The organism is Enterobacter sp. ku-bf2, assembly GCF_001742765.1.
GTDB classification, from domain to species: Bacteria; Pseudomonadota; Gammaproteobacteria; order Enterobacterales; family Enterobacteriaceae; genus Enterobacter; species Enterobacter quasiroggenkampii.
On record NZ_MDVW01000019.1, the window covers coordinates 106,560 to 127,608 of the forward strand.

At 56.2% G+C, this 21,049-nt stretch carries 23 protein-coding genes; 13 read left to right on the top strand and 10 right to left on the bottom strand.

Annotated features, from left to right (window positions below; all coding sequences use genetic code 11):
• Window positions 1-5 precede the first annotated feature (5 nt).
• Both BFG58_RS17790 and acpH read right to left on the bottom strand, forming a co-directional pair.
• Window positions 6-608 (bottom strand): peroxiredoxin, encoded by a 603-nt coding sequence (locus BFG58_RS17790; RefSeq protein WP_008503347.1) that lies wholly within the window; start codon window positions 606-608, stop codon window positions 6-8.
• Window positions 609-735: 127 nt separating this feature from the next.
• Window positions 736-1,317 (bottom strand): ACP phosphodiesterase, encoded by a 582-nt coding sequence (gene acpH / locus BFG58_RS17795; RefSeq protein WP_069720225.1) that lies wholly within the window; start codon window positions 1,315-1,317, stop codon window positions 736-738.
• Window positions 1,318-1,409: 92 nt separating this feature from the next.
• On the opposite strand from acpH, the gene queA reads away from it, so the two are divergent.
• The 7 genes from queA to BFG58_RS17830 all read left to right on the top strand — a co-directional run bounded on the left by queA (window position 1,410) and on the right by BFG58_RS17830 (window position 8,076).
• Entirely contained in the window at window positions 1,410-2,480 is a 1,071-nt protein-coding gene (gene queA, locus BFG58_RS17800; protein WP_069720226.1) for a tRNA preQ1(34) S-adenosylmethionine ribosyltransferase-isomerase QueA, read from the top strand.
• A gap of 53 nt (window positions 2,481-2,533) precedes the next feature.
• A complete protein-coding gene (gene tgt / locus BFG58_RS17805; RefSeq protein WP_003859110.1) occupies window positions 2,534-3,661 on the top strand; it encodes a tRNA guanosine(34) transglycosylase Tgt in 1,128 nt (375 codons plus the stop codon).
• A gap of 22 nt (window positions 3,662-3,683) precedes the next feature.
• Window positions 3,684-4,016 (top strand): preprotein translocase subunit YajC, encoded by a 333-nt coding sequence (gene yajC, locus BFG58_RS17810; protein ID WP_003859109.1) that lies wholly within the window; start codon window positions 3,684-3,686, stop codon window positions 4,014-4,016.
• Between the two features lie 27 nt (window positions 4,017-4,043).
• Window positions 4,044-5,891, top strand: coding sequence for a protein translocase subunit SecD (secD, locus tag BFG58_RS17815; RefSeq protein WP_021241665.1), 1,848 nt, complete (start codon window positions 4,044-4,046; stop codon window positions 5,889-5,891).
• Window positions 5,892-5,901: 10 nt separating this feature from the next.
• Window positions 5,902-6,873, top strand: coding sequence for a protein translocase subunit SecF (secF, locus tag BFG58_RS17820; protein ID WP_008503342.1), 972 nt, complete (start codon window positions 5,902-5,904; stop codon window positions 6,871-6,873).
• Window positions 6,874-7,015: 142 nt separating this feature from the next.
• Window positions 7,016-7,381 (top strand): VOC family protein, encoded by a 366-nt coding sequence (locus tag BFG58_RS17825; RefSeq protein WP_008503341.1) that lies wholly within the window; start codon window positions 7,016-7,018, stop codon window positions 7,379-7,381.
• 14 nt (window positions 7,382-7,395) lie between these two features.
• Window positions 7,396-8,076 carry a YafY family protein gene (locus BFG58_RS17830; RefSeq protein WP_032646151.1) on the top strand — a complete coding sequence of 227 codons (681 nt, stop codon included), beginning with the start codon at window positions 7,396-7,398 and terminating at the stop codon, window positions 8,074-8,076.
• An 88-nt stretch (window positions 8,077-8,164) separates the two neighbouring features.
• On the opposite strand, the gene BFG58_RS17835 is transcribed toward BFG58_RS17830, so the two are convergent.
• Window positions 8,165-9,043 (bottom strand): nucleoside-specific channel-forming protein Tsx, encoded by an 879-nt coding sequence (locus tag BFG58_RS17835; RefSeq protein ID WP_025912622.1) that lies wholly within the window; start codon window positions 9,041-9,043, stop codon window positions 8,165-8,167.
• Between the two features lie 270 nt (window positions 9,044-9,313).
• Complete coding sequence (locus BFG58_RS17840; RefSeq protein ID WP_045909789.1) at window positions 9,314-9,853, bottom strand: DUF3251 domain-containing protein; 540 nt, start codon at window positions 9,851-9,853, stop codon at window positions 9,314-9,316.
• Window positions 9,854-10,005: 152 nt separating this feature from the next.
• Here BFG58_RS17840 and nrdR point away from each other — a divergent pair, with 152 nt between their 5' ends.
• The 5 genes from nrdR to thiL all read left to right on the top strand — a co-directional run bounded on the left by nrdR (window position 10,006) and on the right by thiL (window position 13,611).
• Window positions 10,006-10,455 (top strand): transcriptional regulator NrdR, encoded by a 450-nt coding sequence (gene nrdR, locus BFG58_RS17845; protein WP_008503337.1) that lies wholly within the window; start codon window positions 10,006-10,008, stop codon window positions 10,453-10,455.
• A 4-nt stretch (window positions 10,456-10,459) separates the two neighbouring features.
• Window positions 10,460-11,563, top strand: coding sequence for a bifunctional diaminohydroxyphosphoribosylaminopyrimidine deaminase/5-amino-6-(5-phosphoribosylamino)uracil reductase RibD (gene ribD, locus BFG58_RS17850; protein WP_069720227.1), 1,104 nt, complete (start codon window positions 10,460-10,462; stop codon window positions 11,561-11,563).
• Window positions 11,564-11,650: 87 nt separating this feature from the next.
• Window positions 11,651-12,121, top strand: a complete 471-nt coding sequence (gene ribE / locus BFG58_RS17855) for a 6,7-dimethyl-8-ribityllumazine synthase (RefSeq protein WP_069720228.1) — start codon at window positions 11,651-11,653, stop codon at window positions 12,119-12,121.
• A 21-nt stretch (window positions 12,122-12,142) separates the two neighbouring features.
• Entirely contained in the window at window positions 12,143-12,562 is a 420-nt protein-coding gene (gene nusB, locus BFG58_RS17860; protein WP_006809908.1) for a transcription antitermination factor NusB, read from the top strand.
• A 77-nt stretch (window positions 12,563-12,639) separates the two neighbouring features.
• Window positions 12,640-13,611 (top strand): thiamine-phosphate kinase, encoded by a 972-nt coding sequence (thiL, locus tag BFG58_RS17865; RefSeq protein ID WP_069720229.1) that lies wholly within the window; start codon window positions 12,640-12,642, stop codon window positions 13,609-13,611.
• A gap of 62 nt (window positions 13,612-13,673) precedes the next feature.
• Here thiL and BFG58_RS17870 read toward each other — a convergent pair whose 3' ends face one another.
• The 4 genes from BFG58_RS17870 to xseB form a co-directional block, all read right to left on the bottom strand.
• Window positions 13,674-14,648, bottom strand: coding sequence for an aldo/keto reductase (locus tag BFG58_RS17870; protein WP_045909786.1), 975 nt, complete (start codon window positions 14,646-14,648; stop codon window positions 13,674-13,676).
• Between the two features lie 61 nt (window positions 14,649-14,709).
• Window positions 14,710-16,572, bottom strand: a complete 1,863-nt coding sequence (gene dxs, locus BFG58_RS17875) for a 1-deoxy-D-xylulose-5-phosphate synthase (protein WP_048030083.1) — start codon at window positions 16,570-16,572, stop codon at window positions 14,710-14,712.
• A 24-nt stretch (window positions 16,573-16,596) separates the two neighbouring features.
• Entirely contained in the window at window positions 16,597-17,496 is a 900-nt protein-coding gene (ispA, locus tag BFG58_RS17880) for a (2E,6E)-farnesyl diphosphate synthase (protein WP_045909784.1), read from the bottom strand.
• Window positions 17,497-17,739 (bottom strand): exodeoxyribonuclease VII small subunit, encoded by a 243-nt coding sequence (gene xseB / locus BFG58_RS17885; RefSeq protein ID WP_045909783.1) that lies wholly within the window; start codon window positions 17,737-17,739, stop codon window positions 17,497-17,499.
• Between the two features lie 191 nt (window positions 17,740-17,930).
• Between xseB and thiI the strand changes: the two genes are divergently transcribed.
• Window positions 17,931-19,379, top strand: coding sequence for a tRNA uracil 4-sulfurtransferase ThiI (thiI, locus tag BFG58_RS17890; RefSeq protein ID WP_048030084.1), 1,449 nt, complete (start codon window positions 17,931-17,933; stop codon window positions 19,377-19,379).
• A gap of 120 nt (window positions 19,380-19,499) precedes the next feature.
• Here the strand turns inward: thiI and yajL are convergent, their stop codons facing one another.
• Window positions 19,500-20,093, bottom strand: a complete 594-nt coding sequence (gene yajL, locus BFG58_RS17895; RefSeq protein ID WP_069720230.1) for a protein deglycase YajL — start codon at window positions 20,091-20,093, stop codon at window positions 19,500-19,502.
• Window positions 20,056-20,967: a 2-dehydropantoate 2-reductase gene (panE, locus tag BFG58_RS17900; RefSeq protein ID WP_023616113.1), complete on the bottom strand. Its 912-nt coding sequence runs from the start codon at window positions 20,965-20,967 to the stop codon at window positions 20,056-20,058. Before panE ends, yajL begins: the two co-directional genes overlap by 38 nt.
• Between the last annotated feature and the right edge of the window lie 82 nt (window positions 20,968-21,049).

Below are 21,049 nucleotides of genomic sequence, written 5' to 3' on the forward strand. Positions count from 1 at the left end.
GCCGATTACAGGCTGGATACGTTCTCAGACAGGTATTTAGCCACGCCGTCTGGGGAAGCAGCCATACCTTCTTTACCTTTTTCCCACTGAGCCGGGCACACTTCGCCGTGCTCTTCGTGGAACTGCAGCGCGTCAACCATACGCAGCATTTCGTCGATGTTACGACCCAGCGGCAGATCGTTCACAACCTGGTGACGAACGATGCCGTTCGCGTCGATCAGGAAGGAACCGCGCAGCGCAACGCCAGCGTCCGGATGTTCGATACCGTAAGCCTGCTGGATTTCGCGTTTGATGTCCGCAACCATTGCGTATTTCACCGCACCGATGCCGCCTTTGTCGACAGGGGTGTTACGCCATGCGTTGTGTACAAACTCAGAGTCGAAGGAGACGCCAACCACTTCTACGCCACGCTTCTGGAATTCTTCATAACGTTTGTCGAACGCGATCAGCTCAGACGGGCAAACGAAAGTGAAGTCCATTGGCCAGAAGAACAGAACGGTCGCTTTACCGTTGGTGTGCTGTTTGAAGTTGAAGTTTTCAACGATTTCACCGTTGCCCAGAACTGCTGCAGCTGTAAAATCCGGAGCCGGACGAGTTACCAGAACCATATGATTCTCCTGTAGATACTAAGGTTATTTGGAACGCAACGCGAGCCAGTATAGAGAGTGTTCATGGATAAGACAAAGAGGTGGTGACAATCGTTCCGCCAGCTTTTACCTATCAATGCGAATTCTGTTACAGCTGTTTGTTTTTCGCCTGCGCCATCATGCGCGGATAGAATTGCCAGAATCGGGCCTCCAGCGCGTCGTAATGTTCATCCAGGTCATACCAGGAATCCCGCAGCGCATCCAGGCGCGGGCGACGGCTCGCCATCCCGTTCAGCACGTTCTGGATGAAGTCCATCTCGCGATAGCGCTCCAGCCAGCGTTCCGACCACAGATAGTTGTTCAGATTGACAAAGCGCGGCGGCGAGTCGGGCAGAATGATCGACACCTGCTGGTGGGCATAGCGCACAAATTCGGGCAGGGGTAGCTCCGGCGACAGCTGCTCCCAGTGGCGCGACAGGAAGTGATCCCACATCACGTCGAGCGTGATCGGCGCAACGCGGCGCGTTTCAGGGCGGAACCACGCTTTGGCTTCCGTCACTTCCGGCAGTTTATCCGTCAGCACGTCGATGCGGCGGTGCATAAAAATCCCGTCGACAACCTCAGGGGCGTAGTCTTCTGCGGGATTACCGCGTACGAAATCGGCCAGCAAATTGCCCGAGAGGGAACTGTCAGCAAGGTGCGCGAGATGCAGGTGAGCGAGAAAATTCATGCGTTTTATTTGTCCGGGGGTGGCTAGTTGTTGCAGCAAATGGGTGTGAGCACTAGACTATGCCGCCTGTTTTTAAGTCACGAGTATACGTCATGCGCGTCGCCGATTTCTCCTTTGAACTACCTGAATCCCTGATTGCTCACTATCCCATGCCTGAGCGCAGCAGCTGTCGCTTACTGTCACTGGATGGGCCAACGGGCGAGCTGACGCACGGTACTTTCACCGATTTGCTCGACAAGCTCAACCCTGGCGATCTGCTGGTCTTTAACAATACCCGCGTGATCCCGGCGCGCCTGTTCGGCCGTAAAGCCAGCGGCGGCAAGATTGAAGTGCTGGTCGAACGTATGCTCGATGATAAACGTATTCTGGCACATATTCGCGCCTCCAAAGCCCCGAAGCCGGGCGCGGAGCTGCTGCTGGGCGATGATGAGAGCATCAAGGCGACCATGATCGCGCGCCACGACGCGCTGTTCGAAGTGGAGTTTAACGACGAGCGCACGGTGCTTGATATCCTGAACGCCATCGGCCACATGCCGCTGCCGCCGTATATTGAGCGTCCGGACGAAGAGGCCGACCGCGAGCTGTATCAGACCGTCTACAGCCAGAAGCCTGGCGCGGTCGCGGCCCCAACGGCAGGTCTGCACTTTGATGAGCCGCTGCTGGAAAAACTGCGCGCGAAAGGCATTGAGATGGCGTTCGTGACGCTGCACGTCGGCGCGGGTACCTTCCAGCCGGTGCGCGTGGACAGCATTGAAGATCACATCATGCACTCTGAGTATGCTGAAGTGCCTCAGGACGTGGTGGACGCGGTGCTGGCGGCGAAAGCGCGCGGCAGCCGCGTCGTGGCGGTCGGTACGACGTCTGTGCGCTCACTTGAGAGCGCCGCGCAGGCAGCGAAGAACGATCTTATTGAGCCATTCTTTGGCGATACGCAGATCTTTATCTACCCGGGCTACCAGTACAAGGTGATTGACGCGCTGGTGACCAACTTCCATCTGCCTGAATCGACGCTGATTATGCTGGTCTCCGCATTCGCGGGTTATCAGCATACGATGAATGCCTACAAGTCTGCGGTAGAACAAAAATATCGCTTTTTTAGCTACGGTGACGCGATGTTTATCACGTACAATCCGCAGGCTTTGAATGAGCGTGTCGGGGAATAAGTCCGCGGCACCGTGTTACAACGTTGGACTGTTTTTCTGACGTCGGAGAAAAAATGAAATTTGAACTCGATACCACCGACGGTCGCGCGCGTCGCGGTCGCCTGGTGTTTGATCGCGGCGTGGTGGAAACCCCCGCGTTTATGCCTGTGGGTACGTACGGCACCGTAAAAGGGATGACGCCGGAAGAAGTTGAAGCCACTGGCGCGCAGATTATCCTCGGCAACACCTTCCACCTCTGGCTGCGTCCGGGTCAGGAGATCATGAAGCTCCACGGCGACCTGCACGACTTCATGCAGTGGAAAGGCCCCATTCTGACCGACTCCGGCGGCTTCCAGGTCTTCAGCCTGGGCGATATCCGCAAGATCACCGAGCAGGGCGTTCACTTCCGTAACCCGATCAACGGCGATCCGATTTTCCTCGATCCCGAAAAATCAATGGAGATTCAGTACGATCTCGGCTCTGACATCGTGATGATCTTCGACGAATGCACGCCGTATCCGGCCGACTGGGACTACGCCAAGCGTTCTATGGAAATGTCTCTGCGCTGGGCGAAGCGAAGCCGTGACCGTTTTGACTCCCTGCAGAACAAAAATGCGCTGTTCGGCATTATCCAGGGCAGCGTTTACGAAGATTTACGCGATATCTCGGTTAAAGGTCTGGTAGAGATAGGTTTTGATGGCTACGCTGTCGGCGGTTTGGCTGTGGGTGAGCCGAAGGAAGACATGCACCGTATTCTGGAACATGTCTGCCCGCAAATCCCGGCGGATAAACCACGATACCTGATGGGCGTGGGTAAACCGGAAGATCTGGTTGAAGGCGTACGCCGCGGCATTGATATGTTCGACTGCGTCATGCCAACCCGCAACGCGCGTAACGGCCATTTGTTCGTTACCGATGGCGTGGTGAAAATCCGTAACGCGAAGCATAAGAGTGACACCAGCCCGCTCGATTCCGAGTGCGATTGCTATACCTGTCGCAATTATTCCCGCGCGTACCTGCATCATCTCGATCGTTGCAATGAGATTTTGGGCGCGCGTCTCAATACCATTCATAATCTTCGTTATTATCAGCGCTTAATGGCTGGTTTACGTAAGGCTATCGAAGAGGGTAAATTAGAGAGCTTCGTGACCGATTTCTACCAACGTCAGGGGCGGGATGTTCCACCGTTGAACGTTGATTAATTTTAATAATGAGGGAATTTGAATGAGCTTTTTTATTTCTGATGCGGTAGCGGCAACAGGTGCTCCAGCGCAGGGCAGCCCGATGTCTCTGATTCTGATGCTGGTTGTGTTCGGTCTGATCTTCTACTTCATGATCCTGCGTCCACAGCAGAAGCGCACCAAAGAGCACAAAAACCTGATGAACTCCATTGCGAAAGGCGATGAAGTGCTGACTAACGGTGGTCTGGTCGGTCGCGTAACCAAAGTGGCTGAAAACGGCTACATTGCTATCGCCCTGAACGACACCACTGAAGTGGTCATCAAACGTGACTTCGTAGCTGCCGTTCTGCCGAAAGGCACCATGAAGGCGCTGTAATCCCAACTTTTCCCAAAGGGAACTGCCGTGTTAAACCGTTATCCTTTGTGGAAGTACATCATGCTGGTCGTCGTGATTCTCGTCGGCCTGCTGTACGCGCTTCCCAACCTGTATGGTGAGGATCCGGCTGTTCAAATCACTGGCGCGCGCGGTGTCGCCGCCAGTGAGCAAACGCTGATCCAGGTCCAGAAAACGTTACAAGAAGAAAAAATTACCGCTAAGTCTGTGGCACTGGAAGAGGGCGCAATTCTTGCTCGCTTCGACACCACCGACACGCAGCTCCGCGCACGTGAAGCGCTGATGGGCGTGCTGGGTGATAAATACGTCGTGGCGCTTAACCTTGCCCCTGCAACCCCGCGTTGGCTGGCTGCGATGAATGCAGAGCCAATGAAACTCGGTCTTGACCTGCGTGGTGGCGTTCACTTCCTGATGGAAGTGGATATGGATACCGCGCTCGGCAAGCTGCAGGAACAGAATATCGACAGCCTGCGCAGCGATCTGCGTGATAAAGGCATCGCTTACACCACCGTGCGTAAAGAAGATAACTACGGCATGAGCATCACGTTCCGCGACAGCGCGGCGCGCGATCAGGCTGTAGATTACCTGACCCAACGTCACCGTGACCTGGTGATCTCCTCGCAGGGCAGCAACCAGCTGCGCGCGGTGATGACCGATGCGCGCCTGAAAGAAGCGCGTGAATATGCCGTTCAGCAGAACATCAACATTCTGCGTAACCGTGTAAACCAACTGGGCGTGGCCGAGCCGCTGGTACAGCGTCAGGGGGCTGACCGTATCGTGGTTGAACTGCCGGGTATCCAGGACACCGCGCGTGCGAAAGAGATTCTCGGTGCGACCGCAACGCTGGAATTCCGTCTGGTGAATACCAACGTTGACCAGTCTGCTGCCGCTTCTGGCCGTATTCCGGGTGACTCCGAAGTGAAACAGACCCGCGAAGGTCAACCGGTTGTGCTGTACAAACGCGTGATTCTGACCGGTGACCACATCACCGACTCCACGTCGAGCCAGGATGAATACAACCAGCCGCAGGTTAACATCTCGCTGGATAGCGCGGGTGGTAACATCATGTCTAACTTCACCAAGGACAACATCGGTAAACCGATGGCGACCCTGTTCGTGGAGTACAAAGACAGCGGTAAGAAAGATGCAAACGGCCGTGCTGTGCTGGTGAAAGAGGAAGAGGTGATTAACATCGCCAATATCCAGTCTCGTCTGGGTAACAGCTTCCGTATTACCGGTATTAACAACCCGAACGAAGCGCGTCAGCTCTCCCTGCTGCTGCGTGCCGGTGCGCTGATAGCGCCAATTCAGATTGTTGAAGAACGTACCATTGGTCCAACTCTGGGTATGCAAAACATCCAGCAGGGCCTGGAAGCGTGTCTGGCCGGTCTGGTGGTCTCTATCCTGTTCATGATCTTCTTCTATAAGAAGTTTGGTCTGATTGCGACCTCCGCGCTGATCGCGAACCTGGTGCTGATTATCGGCATCATGTCCCTGCTGCCGGGAGCGACGCTGACCATGCCGGGGATTGCGGGTATCGTTCTGACCCTTGCGGTGGCGGTCGACGCCAACGTACTGATTAACGAACGTATCAAAGAAGAGTTGAGCAACGGTCGCTCTGTTCAGCAGGCGATTGATGAAGGTTATAAAGGCGCGTTCAGCTCTATCTTCGATGCGAACGTAACAACACTGATTAAGGTTCTTATCCTGTATGCAGTGGGTACTGGCGCGATCAAAGGCTTTGCGATTACAACCGGTATCGGTGTCGCAACGTCAATGTTTACCGCTATTGTCGGCACCCGTGCCATCGTGAACCTGCTGTACGGCGGCAAGCGCGTCAAAAAGCTGTCTATCTGAGGAGTGCGTTGTGGCACAGGAATATACTGTTGAACAATTGAACCACGGCCGTAAAGTCTGGGACTTTATGCGCTGGGACTACTGGGCCTTCGGCATTTCAGGTTTCCTGCTGATTCTGTCCATCGTCATTATGGGCGTGAAAGGCTTTAACTGGGGGCTTGATTTTACCGGTGGTACGGTAATTGAAATCTCCCTGGAAAAACCGGTCGATATGGACCAGATGCGCGAATCGCTGCAGAAAGCGGGCTTTGAAGAGCCGCTGCTGCAGAACTTCGGCAGCAGCCGCGACATCATGGTGCGTATGCCGCCGGTGCACGATGCCAACGGCAGCCAGGAGCTGGGCAGTAAGGTTGTTAGCGTGATTAACGAAACAACCAGCCAGAACGCAGCGGTTAAGCGTATTGAGTTCGTCGGCCCAAGCGTGGGTGCTGACCTGGCGCAGACCGGCGCGATGGCGCTGCTGGTGGCGCTGATTTCCATCCTGGTGTACGTCGGTTTCCGCTTTGAATGGCGACTGGCGGCCGGTGTGGTTATCGCCCTGGCGCACGACGTGGTGATCACCATGGGCATACTGTCTCTGTTCCACATTGAGATTGACCTGACGATTGTGGCATCCCTGATGTCCGTTATCGGTTACTCACTGAACGACAGTATCGTGGTATCTGACCGTATTCGTGAAAACTTCCGTAAGATCCGTCGCGGTACGCCGTACGAAATCTTTAACGTGTCGTTGACCCAGACGCTGCACCGTACCTTGATCACCTCCGGTACTACCCTGATGGTGATCCTGATGCTGTTCCTCTTCGGTGGTCCGGTACTGGAAGGCTTCTCGCTGACCATGTTGATTGGTGTCACCATCGGTACGGCGTCGTCTATCTACGTCGCGTCTGCCCTGGCACTGAAACTCGGCATGAAGCGCGAGCACCTGCTCCAGCAGAAAGTCGAGAAAGAAGGGGCGGATCAGCCGTCCATTCTGCCGTAAGGCGACGTTTAGCGCGTTATCGAAATCCCGGTCGGTTGACCGGGATTTTTTTTATCTCCTCCTGACAAACACTCCTGACAGTATGCTGTCAGGAGCCCTGTCGTAGACTCCTTCTGAACCCAAACAACAGGCAGGAGGATGTATGAAAAGCGTTATTAACTGGTTTGAAATTCCGGTCTCGGATATGGATCGCGCGATTAAATTTTATGAGCCGGTGATGCAGCTTGCGCTGCGTCGCGAGAAAATGGACTGTGCGGAGCTGGCGGTTTTCCCGCATGAGGATCCCGCCACCGGAGGCGCACTGGCAAAATTTGACGGCGTTACACCGTCTTTGCAGGGCGCTATTATTTACCTGCATACTGACAATCTGGCGGCCACGCTCGATCGCATCGCCTCTGCGGGCGGCGAGTGCGTGTTTGGTCCGCTGGAACTGCCGCATGGCATTGGCACTATCGCCTTATTTACCGACAGCGAGGGCAACCGCGTCGGGCTCCATCAACCTGCCTGAGAGCGGACAAAGATATGACCCGACGCGCTGACCGTTTGTTTCAGATTGTGCAGATCCTGCGGGGCAGGCGTCTGACAACGGCAGCGCATCTGGCGGACCGGCTTGGCGTGTCTGAGCGTACGGTCTATCGCGATATCCGCGACCTGTCGCTTTCCGGCGTGCCGGTGGAAGGTGAGGCGGGAAGCGGATATCGCCTCATGTCGGGCTTCGACCTGCCGCCGCTGATGCTGACAAATAAGGAATCTGAGGCGCTGATCGTCGCGATTCGCCTGCTCAAAACCTGGGGAGGGGAATCGCTGTCGCGCGAGCTGGAGTCGGCTCAGGAAAAGGTGCTGGCGATTCTGCCCGAGGAAAGTCGTCGAAAGGCGGAGCAGACGCGGATCTACGCCCCGGATTTTTGCATGCAAAGCCACTCCCGCAGCGACTTTGACAGGATTCATCAGGCAATTTCCGCCCAGCAGGTGCTGGCATTGCATTACCGTGATGAAGCAGGACAGCTGTCTAATCGTGAGGTTCAGCCGCTGGGGCTGTTCTTCTGGGGAGAGCGCTGGCTGCTGGCCGCGTGGTGTGAACGGCGCGATGACTATCGCTGTTTCCGGCTCGACAGATGCCTCAATATTGTGACTACGGAAAGGCGGTTTAGCGAGAGTGCGGACAGGTCTTTGGCGGATTTTTTGCGCAAGGTGAGGCAGTAAAAAGCCGGGTGGCGGCTACGCCTTACCCGGCCTACATTTGGGTCGTAGGCCCGGTAAGCGTAGCGCCACCGGGCGAAACATGCACTGATTAGAAGTTGTAACCGACAACCAGGTAACCACCCCAACCGGTAGAACGGACGTGTTCGTTCATCCATACCAGTTTCGCGTCGTCGTTCCACTGGCCGCCGTTGTGCCAGTAACGTGCCACAACAGAGTAATGCCAGTGATCGTAGTTCAGCGCCAGGATGTGGCTGGAGGCGATGGAGTCATTGGTACGCTGCTTAATACCGTTCTCTGCGTAACCGCTCTTATCGCCCAGATCTGAACCCCAGTCGAAGTTGGTGAAGCCGATATAGCTCAGGTTACCGCCCCACAGCTGGGTGATTGGCACAAAGTATTTCACTTTGAAACGATAGCCATCCCATTCGTTCTGGTTTTCAGCGCCATAGTTCTGCCACTGATATTTGGCATAGACGTTCAGAGACAGGCTCATTGGCAGGCCGGTGTCGATGTCCGTACCCAGACCCATATACCAGGTGCTCTGACGACCGGACTCGTTGCGGCCCATGTCGTAAATGTAGTTGTTCGCGAAGTACCACTCTTTGAACGGGCCGAAGCTCAGATCGGTGCCGGTCAGCTTGTCGATGGAGAAGCGTGGTTCGATTTCCATGAACAGAGGGGAGCCGTGGTTCCAGATACCTTTAGCCTGAGAGTTACCACCGAAGAAGACCGGTGCATCCATGTAGCCGTAGAAATCAAACCAGTCTTTCTTGGCGAAGGCTTCATATTCCAGGTAGGTATCGTTACGAATCTGTGGTCCGAAACGCGTGTGGTAGCTGCCCACCACGTTAACGCTCTGGTGCCACCAGTCGGAGAGGTATTGTGGTTTGTCGTTTTCCGCTGCGTTAACAGTGAAAGAAGAGGACAGTGCCAGCACGGCGCCAGCTGCGAGTAATGTTTTTTTCATAATCATGCCACTGATTGAAATTCCCTTCCGGGAGTGAAAAATGCGCGAATTGCGTTTCTAAATATTTCGTGTTTCTGCGGTGCCTATTATAGGAATCCCTGCTCACAAAAATATGTGTTGTTTCACATATCTCTCACACGCGTAATCGATTGCGTTCACGTTTGCGTACTTTAAACGGCCGGGATTGTAGCGGCAATCATTTATGTTGCCAATCCATACGAAATGTAAATGTTAGCGGAGTGACATTTCACTCCGCTAAAAAGGAGGGGATTAGTGCGCGGCGGGTTGAATGTCGTGAATGCGGATAAAGCCTAACTGTTCCGGCGTAAGACCGCTTAACTGAAGCGGGATATCCACATCGCTTGGTGCTAAAACACTGGCCGGGGCGGTGAAGAGTTGATTCTTCACGTTCACCTCCTGGTAATTCTCCGTGGTGCCCTGGATCTGGCCCCACTCGACAGTGCCGCTGAAGGCCGGAAGCGGATCGTTGGACTCTCCCTGTATACGTAATGTTGCGCGAGTACCATCTGCATTCGCCGCCACATTCACCAGAGACATTTTTAGCGTGCCGATCTGACTATTGAGCCGCGCAGGCGTATTCGCGCCCGGCAGCAGATAAACCCCGCTGCTGGATTTGGCATTCAGCGCGTTTTGCTGGGTGATTTTCACCGTTTCTTTGTTCAGCTTGTCCATCGCCGTATTGAGCGTATTGACGCTCTGTTTCAACTGACGGACTTCGGTTTGCTGTGCACAGGCGCTAAGGGTGAAGAGGCTCCCCACCAGCAATATTTTCAGGTAACGTCTTGTCATTGCGTTTATTTCCTTGAAATAACGGATCGTCCTAATGGTAGCCAGCATCATTGTGTCAGACATAGATCCTTTGTCTCAAAAAGCTCTTCCTTTGTTGTCAGGCCAGATCAGGGTAAAATGAAAATCAGTTAACCAGATAACAGGGATACCGTATGCATTGCCCATTCTGCTCCGCTGTGGATACCAAAGTCATCGACTCTCGCCTGGTGGGCGAAGGGTCATCCGTACGCCGTCGTCGGCAGTGTCTGGTGTGCAACGAGCGTTTTACGACCTTTGAGGTGGCAGAGCTGGTCATGCCGCGCGTGGTAAAAAGTAACGACGTGCGTGAGCCGTTTAACGAAGAGAAACTGCGCAGCGGAATGCTGAAGGCCCTTGAAAAACGTCCTGTCAGCGCGGACGACGTGGAGATGGCGTTAAACCACATAAAATCTTACCTTCGTGGTTTGGGTGAGCGTGAAGTGCCGAGCAAAATGATCGGTAACCTGGTGATGGAGCAGCTGAAAAAGCTCGATAAGGTCGCCTATATCCGCTTTGCTTCGGTCTACCGCAGCTTCGAAGATATCAAAGAGTTTGGCGAAGAGATCGCCCGCTTACAGGATTAAGCTCATGCACGATGAGATGTACATGGCGCGAGCCATGAAGCTGGCGCAGCGCGGTCGTTTTACGACCCATCCCAACCCGAACGTCGGGTGCGTTATCGTTAAAGATGGCGAGATCGTGGGGGAGGGCTTTCACTATCGCGCAGGCGAACCGCATGCTGAGGTTCATGCGCTGCGCATGGCCGGCGAGAAGGCGCGCGGCGCTACAGCCTACGTTACGCTGGAGCCCTGCAGCCATCACGGGCGTACGCCGCCGTGCTGCGACGCGTTGATTGCCGCGGGGGTTTCGCGCGTGGTCGCATCGATGCAGGATCCGAATCCGCAGGTGGCCGGACGGGGTCTGTATCGCCTGCAGCAGGAAGGCATTGACGTCAGCCATGGCCTGATGATGCAGGACGCGGAAGCGCTCAACAAAGGTTTCCTGAAGCGCATGCGTACCGGGTTCCCGTATATCCAGCTTAAGCTGGGCGCCTCGCTGGACGGTCGTACGGCAATGGCAAACGGCGAGAGTCAGTGGATCACCTCGCCACAGGCAAGGCGCGATGTGCAACGTCTGCGCGCGCAAAGCCATGCTATTCTCACCAGCAGTGAAACCGTTCTGACTGACGATCCGGCCATGACCGTGCGCTGGGACGAGCTGAATGCCGATACCCAGGCCCTGTACCCGCAGGAGAACCTGCGTCAGCCGCTGCGTATTATCATTGATAGTCAGAACCGCGTGACGCCGGAGCACCGCATCGTCCAGCAGCCGGGTGAAACCTGGATTGCCCGCACGAAGGACGATACGCGCGCATGGCCGGAAGGCGTGCGCAGCATCATGGTGCCGGAGCATAACGGCCATCTGGATCTCGTGGTGCTGATGATGCTGCTCGGCAAGCAACAGGTGAACAGTATCTGGGTGGAAGCGGGGCCAACGCTCGCCGGTGCGCTCTTACAGGCCGGACTGGTGGATGAACTGCTTGTTTACGTTGCGCCTAAACTGTTAGGTCACGACGCGCGCGGCCTGTTTGTGCTGCCCGGCCTTGAAAAACTGGCCGATGCACCACAACTCAAATTCAGCGAGATTCGTCCGGTAGGTCCGGATGTCTGCCTCCACTTAACGACAGCGTAATTGCTCCCGAAATAGGGAAGCAGTGCGCAAAGTATTATGATAAAATCCGCCCCCCTGCGGGGCCAAATGAACCCGTAAAGGAAGAGTATGAACATTATTGAAGCTGCTGTAGCTACCCCGGACGCTCGCGTCGCCATCACCATTGCGCGTTTCAACAACTTCATCAACGACAGCCTGCTGGAAGGTGCCATTGACGCCCTGAAACGTATCGGCCAGGTTAAAGATGACAACATTACCGTTGTTTGGGTTCCAGGCGCTTACGAACTGCCACTGGCGGCGGGCGCGCTGGCGAAAATCGGTAAATACGACGCGGTGATTGCGCTGGGTACCGTAATTCGTGGCGGCACTGCGCACTTCGAATACGTTGCGGGCGGTGCAAGCAACGGTCTGGCACACGTTGCGCAGGATGCTGAAATTCCTGTCGCGTTCGGCGTGCTGACCACCGAAAGTATTGAACAAGCCATCGAACGTGCTGGCACCAAAGCCGGTAACAAAGGTGCAGAAGCTGCACTGACCGCGCTTGAAATGATCAATGTATTGAAAGCCATCAAGGCCTGATTTTTTTGTAAGGGGAATTCCGTGAAACCTGCTGCTCGTCGCCGCGCCCGTGAATGTGCCGTCCAGGCACTTTACTCCTGGCAGTTGTCCCAGAACGACATCGCTGATGTTGAATACCAGTTCCTGTCAGAACAGGACGTGAAAGACGTTGACGTTCTGTACTTCCGTGAACTGCTGTCGGGAGTGGCGACTAATAGCGCGTATCTCGATGGTCTGATGAAACCTTACCTGTCCCGTCTGCTCGAAGAGCTGGGTCAGGTAGAAAAAGCAGTGTTGCGCATTGCGTTGTTTGAGCTGTCTAAACGTGATGATGTGCCGTACAAAGTGGCCATCAACGAAGCGATCGAACTGGCGAAAACCTTCGGCGCTGAAGACAGCCATAAGTTTGTAAACGGCGTACTTGATAAAGCAGCACCTGCGATCCGTCCCCACAAAAAGTGATCCGCAAACCGGAGTTCTGCATTGCCTGACGGGCAGTGCGGCTCCGGTTTTTTCTTTTATTTGCTGAGGCATAACGTATGGCATGCGGCGAATTCTCCCTGATTGCCCGTTATTTCGACCGTGTCAGAACCTCTCGTCTTGATGTTGAAACCGGCATCGGCGATGACTGTGCACTTCTCAATATTCCCGAAAAACAGACGCTGGCAATCAGCACCGACACCTTAGTGTGCGGACGTCATTTTTTACCGGATATCGATCCTGCCGATCTGGCGTATAAGGCACTGGCGGTTAACGTCAGCGATCTGGCGGCGATGGGGGCCGATCCCGCGTGGTTAACCCTGGCGCTGACGCTGCCTGAGGTAGACGAAGCCTGGCTTGAAGCTTTCAGCGATGCGCTGTTTGAGCAGCTTAACTACTACGATATGCAGCTGATTGGCGGTGATACCACTGCCGGGCCGCTGTCTATGACGCTGGCGATCCATGGCTATGTACCGCTTGGTCGCGCGCTGAAGCGTTCGGGTGCAAAACCCGGCGACTGGATCTACGTGACCGGTACACCGGGCGACAGCGCCGCGGGCCTGGCGATTCTTCAGGATCGCTTAACCGTGAAGAACGCTGACGATGCGGCGTATCTGGTGAAACGCCATCTGCGCCCGACGCCGCGTATTCTGCACGGTCAGGCGCTGCGCGAGCGGGCAAGCTCGGCTATCGATCTCTCTGACGGGCTGATCTCAGATCTTGGCCATATTCTGAAGGCCAGCGGTGTCGGCGCGCGCGTTGACCTGGATCTGTTCCCGCTGTCAGAGGAACTGCTTCGTCATGTCGAACCTGAGCAGGCACTGCGCTGGGCGCTGTCCGGTGGCGAAGATTATGAGCTGTGCTTTACCGTTCCGGAGCTGAACCGCGGAACGCTCGACGTGGCATTAGCGCACCTCGGCGCGAAATTCACCTGTATTGGGCAGATCATGCCGGAGAGTGAAGGGCTGAAGTTTGTGAAAGACGGTGAGCCGGTTACGCTGGACTGGAAAGGGTACGATCACTTCGCGTGAGTTTGTGCGCTCTGTATTGCCGGGGGGCGGTTCCGCCTTACCCGGCCTACAAAAGATGGGGCTTACTTAAACCCCACCACCGGATGCTGCTGATACGGCGTCTCCAGCTCGGCAACCTGCTCCGGCGTTAGCGTGATATCCACTGCATTCAGGAGTTCATCAAGCTGCTCTTCCCGGGATGTGCCGATAATCGGCGCCGCGACGCCGCGTTTACCCAGCAGCCACGCCAGCGCTACCTGGGCGCGGGTTGCGCCGGTATCGTCGGCAATTCCGGCTAAGCGTTCAGCGATCAGGGCATCGCTGGCCTCTGTTCCTTCGTAGAGATTTTTTCCCACTTCATCCGAGACCAGACGGGCCGTGGTTTCTCCCCACGGACGGGTCAGGCGGCCGCGCGCGAGCGGGCTCCACGGGATCACCGCCACGCCCTCCTGATGGCACAGCGGCAGCATCTCACGTTCTTCTTCACGGTAGATCAGATTGTAGTGGTCCTGCATGGTGACGAAGCGCGCCCAGCCGTGCTGTGCCTGCAGATCCAGCGCCTGAGCAAACTGCGAGGCATGCATAGATGACGCGCCGATATAGCGCGCTTTACCGGCTTTGACGACGTCGTTGAGTGCTTCCAGCGTCTCCTCAATGGGCGTGTTGTAATCCCAGCGGTGAATTTGCAGCAGGTCGACGTAATCCATGTTCAGACGCCTGAGGCTATCATCAATGGAACGCAGGATTTGCGCGCGAGAAAGGCCCTGAGCCAGGTCGCCCACCGGATAGTACACCTTGGTGGCAACCACGATGTCTTCCCGACGGGCAAAATCACGCAGGGCGCGGCCGACAATCTCCTCGCTGCTGCCGTCGGAATAGCTGTTGGCGGTGTCAAAGAAGTTAATGCCGCCCTCGATGGCGCGTTTGATAATCGGACGGCTGCTCTCTTCCGGCAGCGTCCAGGCGTGGTTTCCCCGATCGGGTTCGCCAAAGGTCATGCATCCCAAACAAAGCCGGGATACCTTAAGATCTGTTTTTCCTAATGTTGTGTATTGCACGGTCCGCTCCTGCTGTTTAAACAATACGTTTAAGCATAGCAGGAGCGGAAAAGGGGAGGGTTCAGTCCAGCCAGGCGCGGATTTTTGCTTCGATACCGGCAGCGTCCAGGCCAATCGCCGCGCGGGCTTCGTCCTGGGTACCTTGCGGAATGAAATGGTCCGGCAGGCCGAGGTTCAGCACCGGAACGGCTTTACGGTTTGCCATCAGCACCTCGTTCACGCCGCTGCCCGCACCGCCCATAATCGCGTTCTCTTCCAGCGTGACCAGCACGTCATGCGCCTCAGCCATACTCAGGATCAGGGATTCGTCGAGCGGTTTCACAAAGCGCATATCGACCAGGGTGGCGTTCAGCGTTTCAGCCACTTTCGCCGCCTCAGGCATCAGCGTGCCGAAGTTCAGAATCGCCACTTTTTCACCGCGACGTTTGACCAGACCTTTACCGATCGCCAGCTTCTCCAGCGGCTGCAGCTCAACGCCCACCGCATTGCCGCGCGGGTAGCGAACGGCGCTAGGGCCATCCTGATAGTGGTAGCCGGTAAACAGCATCTGACGACATTCGTTCTCGTCGCTTGGCGTCATAATCACCATATCCGGAATGCAGCGCAGGAACGACAGGTCAAACGCGCCCTGGTGCGTCTGGCCGTCGGCACCGACGATGCCCGCACGATCGATAGCAAACAGCACCGGCAGCTTCTGGATCGCCACGTCGTGGATCACCTGATCGTAGGCGCGCTGCAGGAAGGTGGAATAGATAGCCACAACCGGTTTGTAGCCGCCGATCGCCAGGCCCGCGGCAAACGTCACCGCGTGCTGCTCGGCAATGGCCACGTCGAAATACTGGTCAGGGTATTTTCTGGAGAACTCCACCATGCCGGAGCCTTCGCGCATGGCCGGGGTGATCGCCATCAGCTTATTGTCTTTTGCGGCGGTTTCGCACAGCCAGTCGCCGAAGATTTTTGAATAGCTCGGCATGCCGCCGCTGCTTTTTGGCAGACAGCCGCTGGACGGGTCAAATTTCGGTACCGCGTGGAAGGTAATCGGATCTTTTTCCGCCGGCTCGTAACCACGGCCTTTTTTGGTCATGATGTGCAGGAACTGCGGGCCTTTCAGGTCACGCATGTTCTTGAGCGTGGTCACCAGTCCCAGCACGTCATGGCCGTCAACCGGGCCGATATAGTTAAAGCCCAGCTCTTCAAACAGGGTGCCCGGCACGACCATGCCTTTGATGTGCTCTTCGGTACGCTTGAGCAGCTCTTTGATCGGCGGTACGCCGGAGAAGACTTTCTTGCCGCCTTCACGCAGCGAGGAGTAAAGCTTGCCGGAGAGCAGCTGCGCCAGATGGTTGTTCAGCGCGCCAACGTTTTCAGAAATCGACATTTCGTTATCGTTAAGCACAACCAGCATGTCCGGCTTGATGTCGCCCGCGTGGTTCATGGCCTCAAAGGCCATACCGGCAGTGATGGCACCGTCGCCAATCACGCAGACGGTGCGGCGCTGCTTGTTCTCTTTTTCGGCGGCAACGGCAATCCCGATGCCCGCAGAAATAGAGGTGGAGGAGTGCCCGACGCTCAATACGTCGTACTCGCTCTCCCCGCGCCACGGGAACGGGTGCAGACCGCCTTTCTGACGAATGGTGCCAATTTTATCGCGACGTCCGGTCAGAATTTTGTGCGGATAAGCCTGGTGACCCACGTCCCAGATCAGCTGATCGAACGGCGTGTTATAGACGTAGTGCAGCGCCACGGTCAGCTCTACCGTGCCAAGCCCGGAGGCGAAATGGCCGCTGGAGCGGCTTACGCTGTCGAGCAGGTAGCGACGCAGTTCGTCGCATAGCTTCGGCAGGCTCTCTTTCGGCAACAGACGTAACTCCTGGGTGGAGTCAACTAACGCCAGTGTCGGGTATTTGGCAATATCAAAACTCATCAAAGGCTCATCGAGATATATAGTTTATTTATCACGCTGGATTATATAGTCCGCTAGCGCTTCCAGTGCCGAGGTATCCAGCGATTGCGCGGCCAGCTGATTCAGCGACTGGCGGGCATCGTCAATCAGATCCCGGGCTTTACGTTGGGCTTGCTCAAGACCCAGCAGGGCGGGGTAGGTACTTTTGCCAAGCTGCTGGTCCGCACCCTGACGTTTACCCAATGTTGCAGTATCGCCCACCACATCCAGAATGTCATCCTGAACCTGGAATGCCAGACCGATACTTTCTGCGTATCTGTCCAGAATCGGCAGGGCTTTGCGCCCTTGCTCACCCGCGCTCAGCGCGCCAAGACGAACGGCTGAACGAATCAATGCCCCGGTTTTATGGCGATGAATACGCTCCAGCTGTTCCAGATTAACCTGACGTCCTTCGGCTTCAAGATCCAGAGCCTGTCCGCCGCACATGCCCGCCACGCCGCTGGCCATGGCCAGTTCGGAAATCATTGCCAGACGGTCACGGTCAGCCACTTCGGCCATTGGCGCGTCGCTCAGAATCGAGAACGCCAGCGTCTGCAGGGCATCACCCGCCAGAATGGCATTCGCTTCGCCAAACTTGATATGGCAGGTGGGTTGACCCCGACGCAAGTCGTCGTCGTCCATGGCCGGGAGATCGTCGTGGATCAGCGAGTAGGCATGGATGCACTCAACGGCGGCTGCCGGGGCGTCCAGCGTGTTATCACTGATGCCAAACATGTTGCCTGTGGCGTACACCAGGAACGGGCGCAGTCGCTTTCCACCCAAGAGTGCGCCATAGTGCATGGCTTCAACCAGTGGAGTGTTCTGAAAAGGCTGTGGCGCAATAAAACGGCGCAGGGCGTCGTTGGCGCGCACGACACGCGCCTGAAGCTCGTTGGCAAAATCCATTTACTCGGCGTCCGGTGTGAAAGGCGTGGTTTTCGCCTCTTCGCTGTCGGACAGCAGGATCTGCACGCGCTGTTCGGCCTGCTGCAGCTTAACCTGACCCTGGCGCGCCAGCTGGACGCCGCGCTCGAATTCGTTGAGCGCCTCTTCCAGCGGGAGATCGCCGCTCTCGAGGCGGGTAACAATTTGCTCCAGTTCACTCAGCGCAGTTTCGAAACTGGCCGGTGCGTCGTTCTTCTTCGGCATAGTGAATTGACTCTTATATTCTTCGCCCCGACATGGTAACGGACTCGGGCGGATAAGCAAATAACGCGCAATGTGCACAGGAGCGGCGCGATGGTGGTATACTTGCGCGCCTGGATGCAGCCACGGGTGTGGGCTGCTGTACTCTTTTCCATTACAAGCCTTAACAGGCTTGCCTAAGAAACATTGCCGCCATGAAGTTTATCATTAAATTGTTCCCTGAAATCACCATCAAAAGCCAATCTGTGCGTTTGCGCTTTATTAAAATTCTCACCGGGAACATTCGTAACGTATTAAAGCACTACGACGAAACCCTCGCCGTGGTGCGCCACTGGGACCACGTTGAGGTCCGTGCCAAAGACGAAAACAAACGTCAGGATATTCGCGACGCCCTGACCCGTATTCCAGGTATCCACCATATCCTGGAAGTGGAAGATGTCCCGTTCAGCGATATGCACGACATCTTCGAGAAAGCGCTGGTCCAGTACCGCGACCAGATCGAAGGCAAAACCTTCTGCGTGCGCGTGAAGCGTCGCGGCAAGCACGAGTTCAGCTCCATTGAAGTGGAACGTTACGTTGGCGGCGGTCTGAACCAGCACGTCGAGTCTGCGCGCGTGCGTCTGACCAACCCGGACGTGACCGTCAATCTGGAGATCGAAAACGATCGCCTGCTGCTGGTGAAAGGCCGCTATGAAGGCATCGGCGGCTTCCCGATCGGCACCCAGGAAGACGTCCTGTCCCTGATCTCCGGCGGCTTTGACTCTGGCGTCTCCAGCTATATGCTGATGCGCCGCGGCTGCCGCGTACACTACTGCTTCTTCAACCTGGGCGGCGCGGCGCACGAGATCGGCGTTCGTCAGGTGGCGCATTACCTGTGGAACCGCTTCGGCAGCTCCCACCGCGTGCGTTTCGTGGCAATTAATTTCGAACCGGTGGTCGGCGAGATTCTGGAGAAAGTGGACGACGGCCAGATGGGCGTCATCCTGAAGCGCATGATGGTGCGTGCGGCGTCCAAAGTGGCTGAACGCTACGGCGTGCAGGCGCTTGTCACCGGCGAAGCGCTGGGCCAGGTCTCCAGCCAGACGCTGACCAACCTGCGCCTGATCGACAACGTGTCTGATACGCTGATCCTGCGTCCGCTGATCTCTCACGATAAAGAACACATCATCGATCTGGCGCGCGAAATCGGCACCGAAGATTTTGCCCGCACCATGCCGGAATACTGCGGCGTGATCTCAAAAAGCCCAACGGTGAAAGCGGTGAAGGCGAAGATCGAAGCGGAAGAAGAGAACTTCGATTTCAGCATTCTGGATAAAGTGGTGGAAGAAGCGTCCAACATTGATATTCGCGAGATTGCCCAGCAGACCGAGCAGGACGTGGTTGAAGTGGAGACCGTGAGCGGTTTCGGCGCGAACGACGCGATTCTGGATATCCGCTCCATTGACGAGCAGGATGACAAACCGCTGCAGGTGGATGGCGTGGAAGTGGTTTCTCTGCCGTTCTATAAGCTGAGCACGAAGTTTGGCGACCTCGACCAGAGCAAAACGTACCTGCTGTGGTGTGAGCGTGGGGTGATGAGTCGCCTTCAGGCGCTGTATCTGCGCGAGCAGGGCTTCGCGAATGTGAAGGTGTATCGTCCGTAGCGTGCGGCCTGATGCCCTCACCCCGACCCTCTCCCACGGGGAGAGGGCGCAAACATTAAAAACGGCAACCTTTGGTTGCCGTTTTGCTTTTACCTCGCGCCACCCGGCTTTTTTTATGCGCTACTCTTCATAGTAATTATAAATCCCCGCTGGCATCACCAGCGATGACGCCACTTCGTACGCCTTCTCGCGCCCGACCAGTAGGTCGATAATCTTTAAGCCAAAATCAATCGCGGTGCCCGGGCCCTGGCTGGTCAGCAGGTTGACGCGCGGATCCCAGACGACGCGTTTGTCCACCCACTGATCTTCCGGAATGGTGTCTTTCAGCCCCGGGAAGCCGGTCATATTGCCGATGGGGAAAATTTCGTGCGGAACCAGCACCGTGCCGGCGGCGGCGCAGATTGCCGCGACAATGCGCCCGGATAAATGAAACTGACGCACGGTCTCAACCAGCAGCGGGCTGTCGCGAAAATACTCCGCGCCCTTCAGGCCTCCGGGCAGGACAATGATGTCGTAATCCCCGTCGGCCACCTGCACGAGCGGGGCATCGGCCAGCAGCTTCACGCCGCGCGAGCAGGTAATCGCCAGGCTGCCGTCGCTGGCGACGCTGGCGGTTGTCACGTTAATACCGCCGCGCACCATCAGATCAATGGTGGTGACCGCTTCCATCTCTTCGCTACCAGGGGCGAGGCAGATCAGTGCCGACGCGCTCATATTCACTCTCCTTACGTTTAACCAGGTCATACAGACGTGCGTTTTCCGGCACCGCGATGCCGTGCGCGCGGGCGCGTTTTAGCAGATATCCGGTGATGTAGTCGATCTCCGTGTGGCGTAATGCCCGAACATCCTGCAGCATCGAGGAGATGTTCTCAGCCGTACTCTCAATAACCTGCTCGACATAACAGCGCAAATCGTCTGCCGAGGTATGCAGGCCTTCCCGCTCAACGACCGCCGCGACTTCTGCACAGAGCAGTGCAACCTCCTGAGGATGATTTTTCAGCTCTCCGTTCGGACAGTTCCACAGCGCCGTCAGCGGATTGATCACGCAGTTGACGGCCAGCTTGCGCCAGAGTTGTGGACGAATATGGTTATGCCAGGCCACGTCTGGCAGCACCTTCTGCAACACATCGGCAAGATAGCTGTAGTCCCCATCCTGCGTTCTGGCAGGCCCGATGTGGGTCACGCCGCTGGCGACATGCACGATGATGTTGCCGTCGCGACGGGCAGCGTGCGTGGTTGTCGCCATCAGCAGGGGCTGCGGAACGCTTTTCAGCTCGTCAAGGGTCCCCATGCCGTTATGCAGCAGCAGTATGGGCGAAGTGGGGGGGAGCTGGGCGGCCAGTGTCTTGACCGCGTCTGAAACCTGCCACGCTTTGAGCGTCACCAGTAAAAGGTCGCTTTGCGCCAGGAAATCAGGATCGTTCGCGGTGAGGGATTCGTTAAAAATGCTTCCGTCTTCACCAATCAGGTTTACACTGCAATAGGGCTGGGGCACGCGCAGCCAGCCCTGAACCTCATGTCCGTGCTTGCACAGCGCGGTCAGCCATAGCTGACCAAGGGCTCCACATCCGAGCACTGTAATTTTCATTGTTCCTCCTCACCTGCAACTGCGCCAGGTGTTACAGCTTAATTATACAGCTAAGCTTCTGTTGAGTTATGCCTCGTAGCGG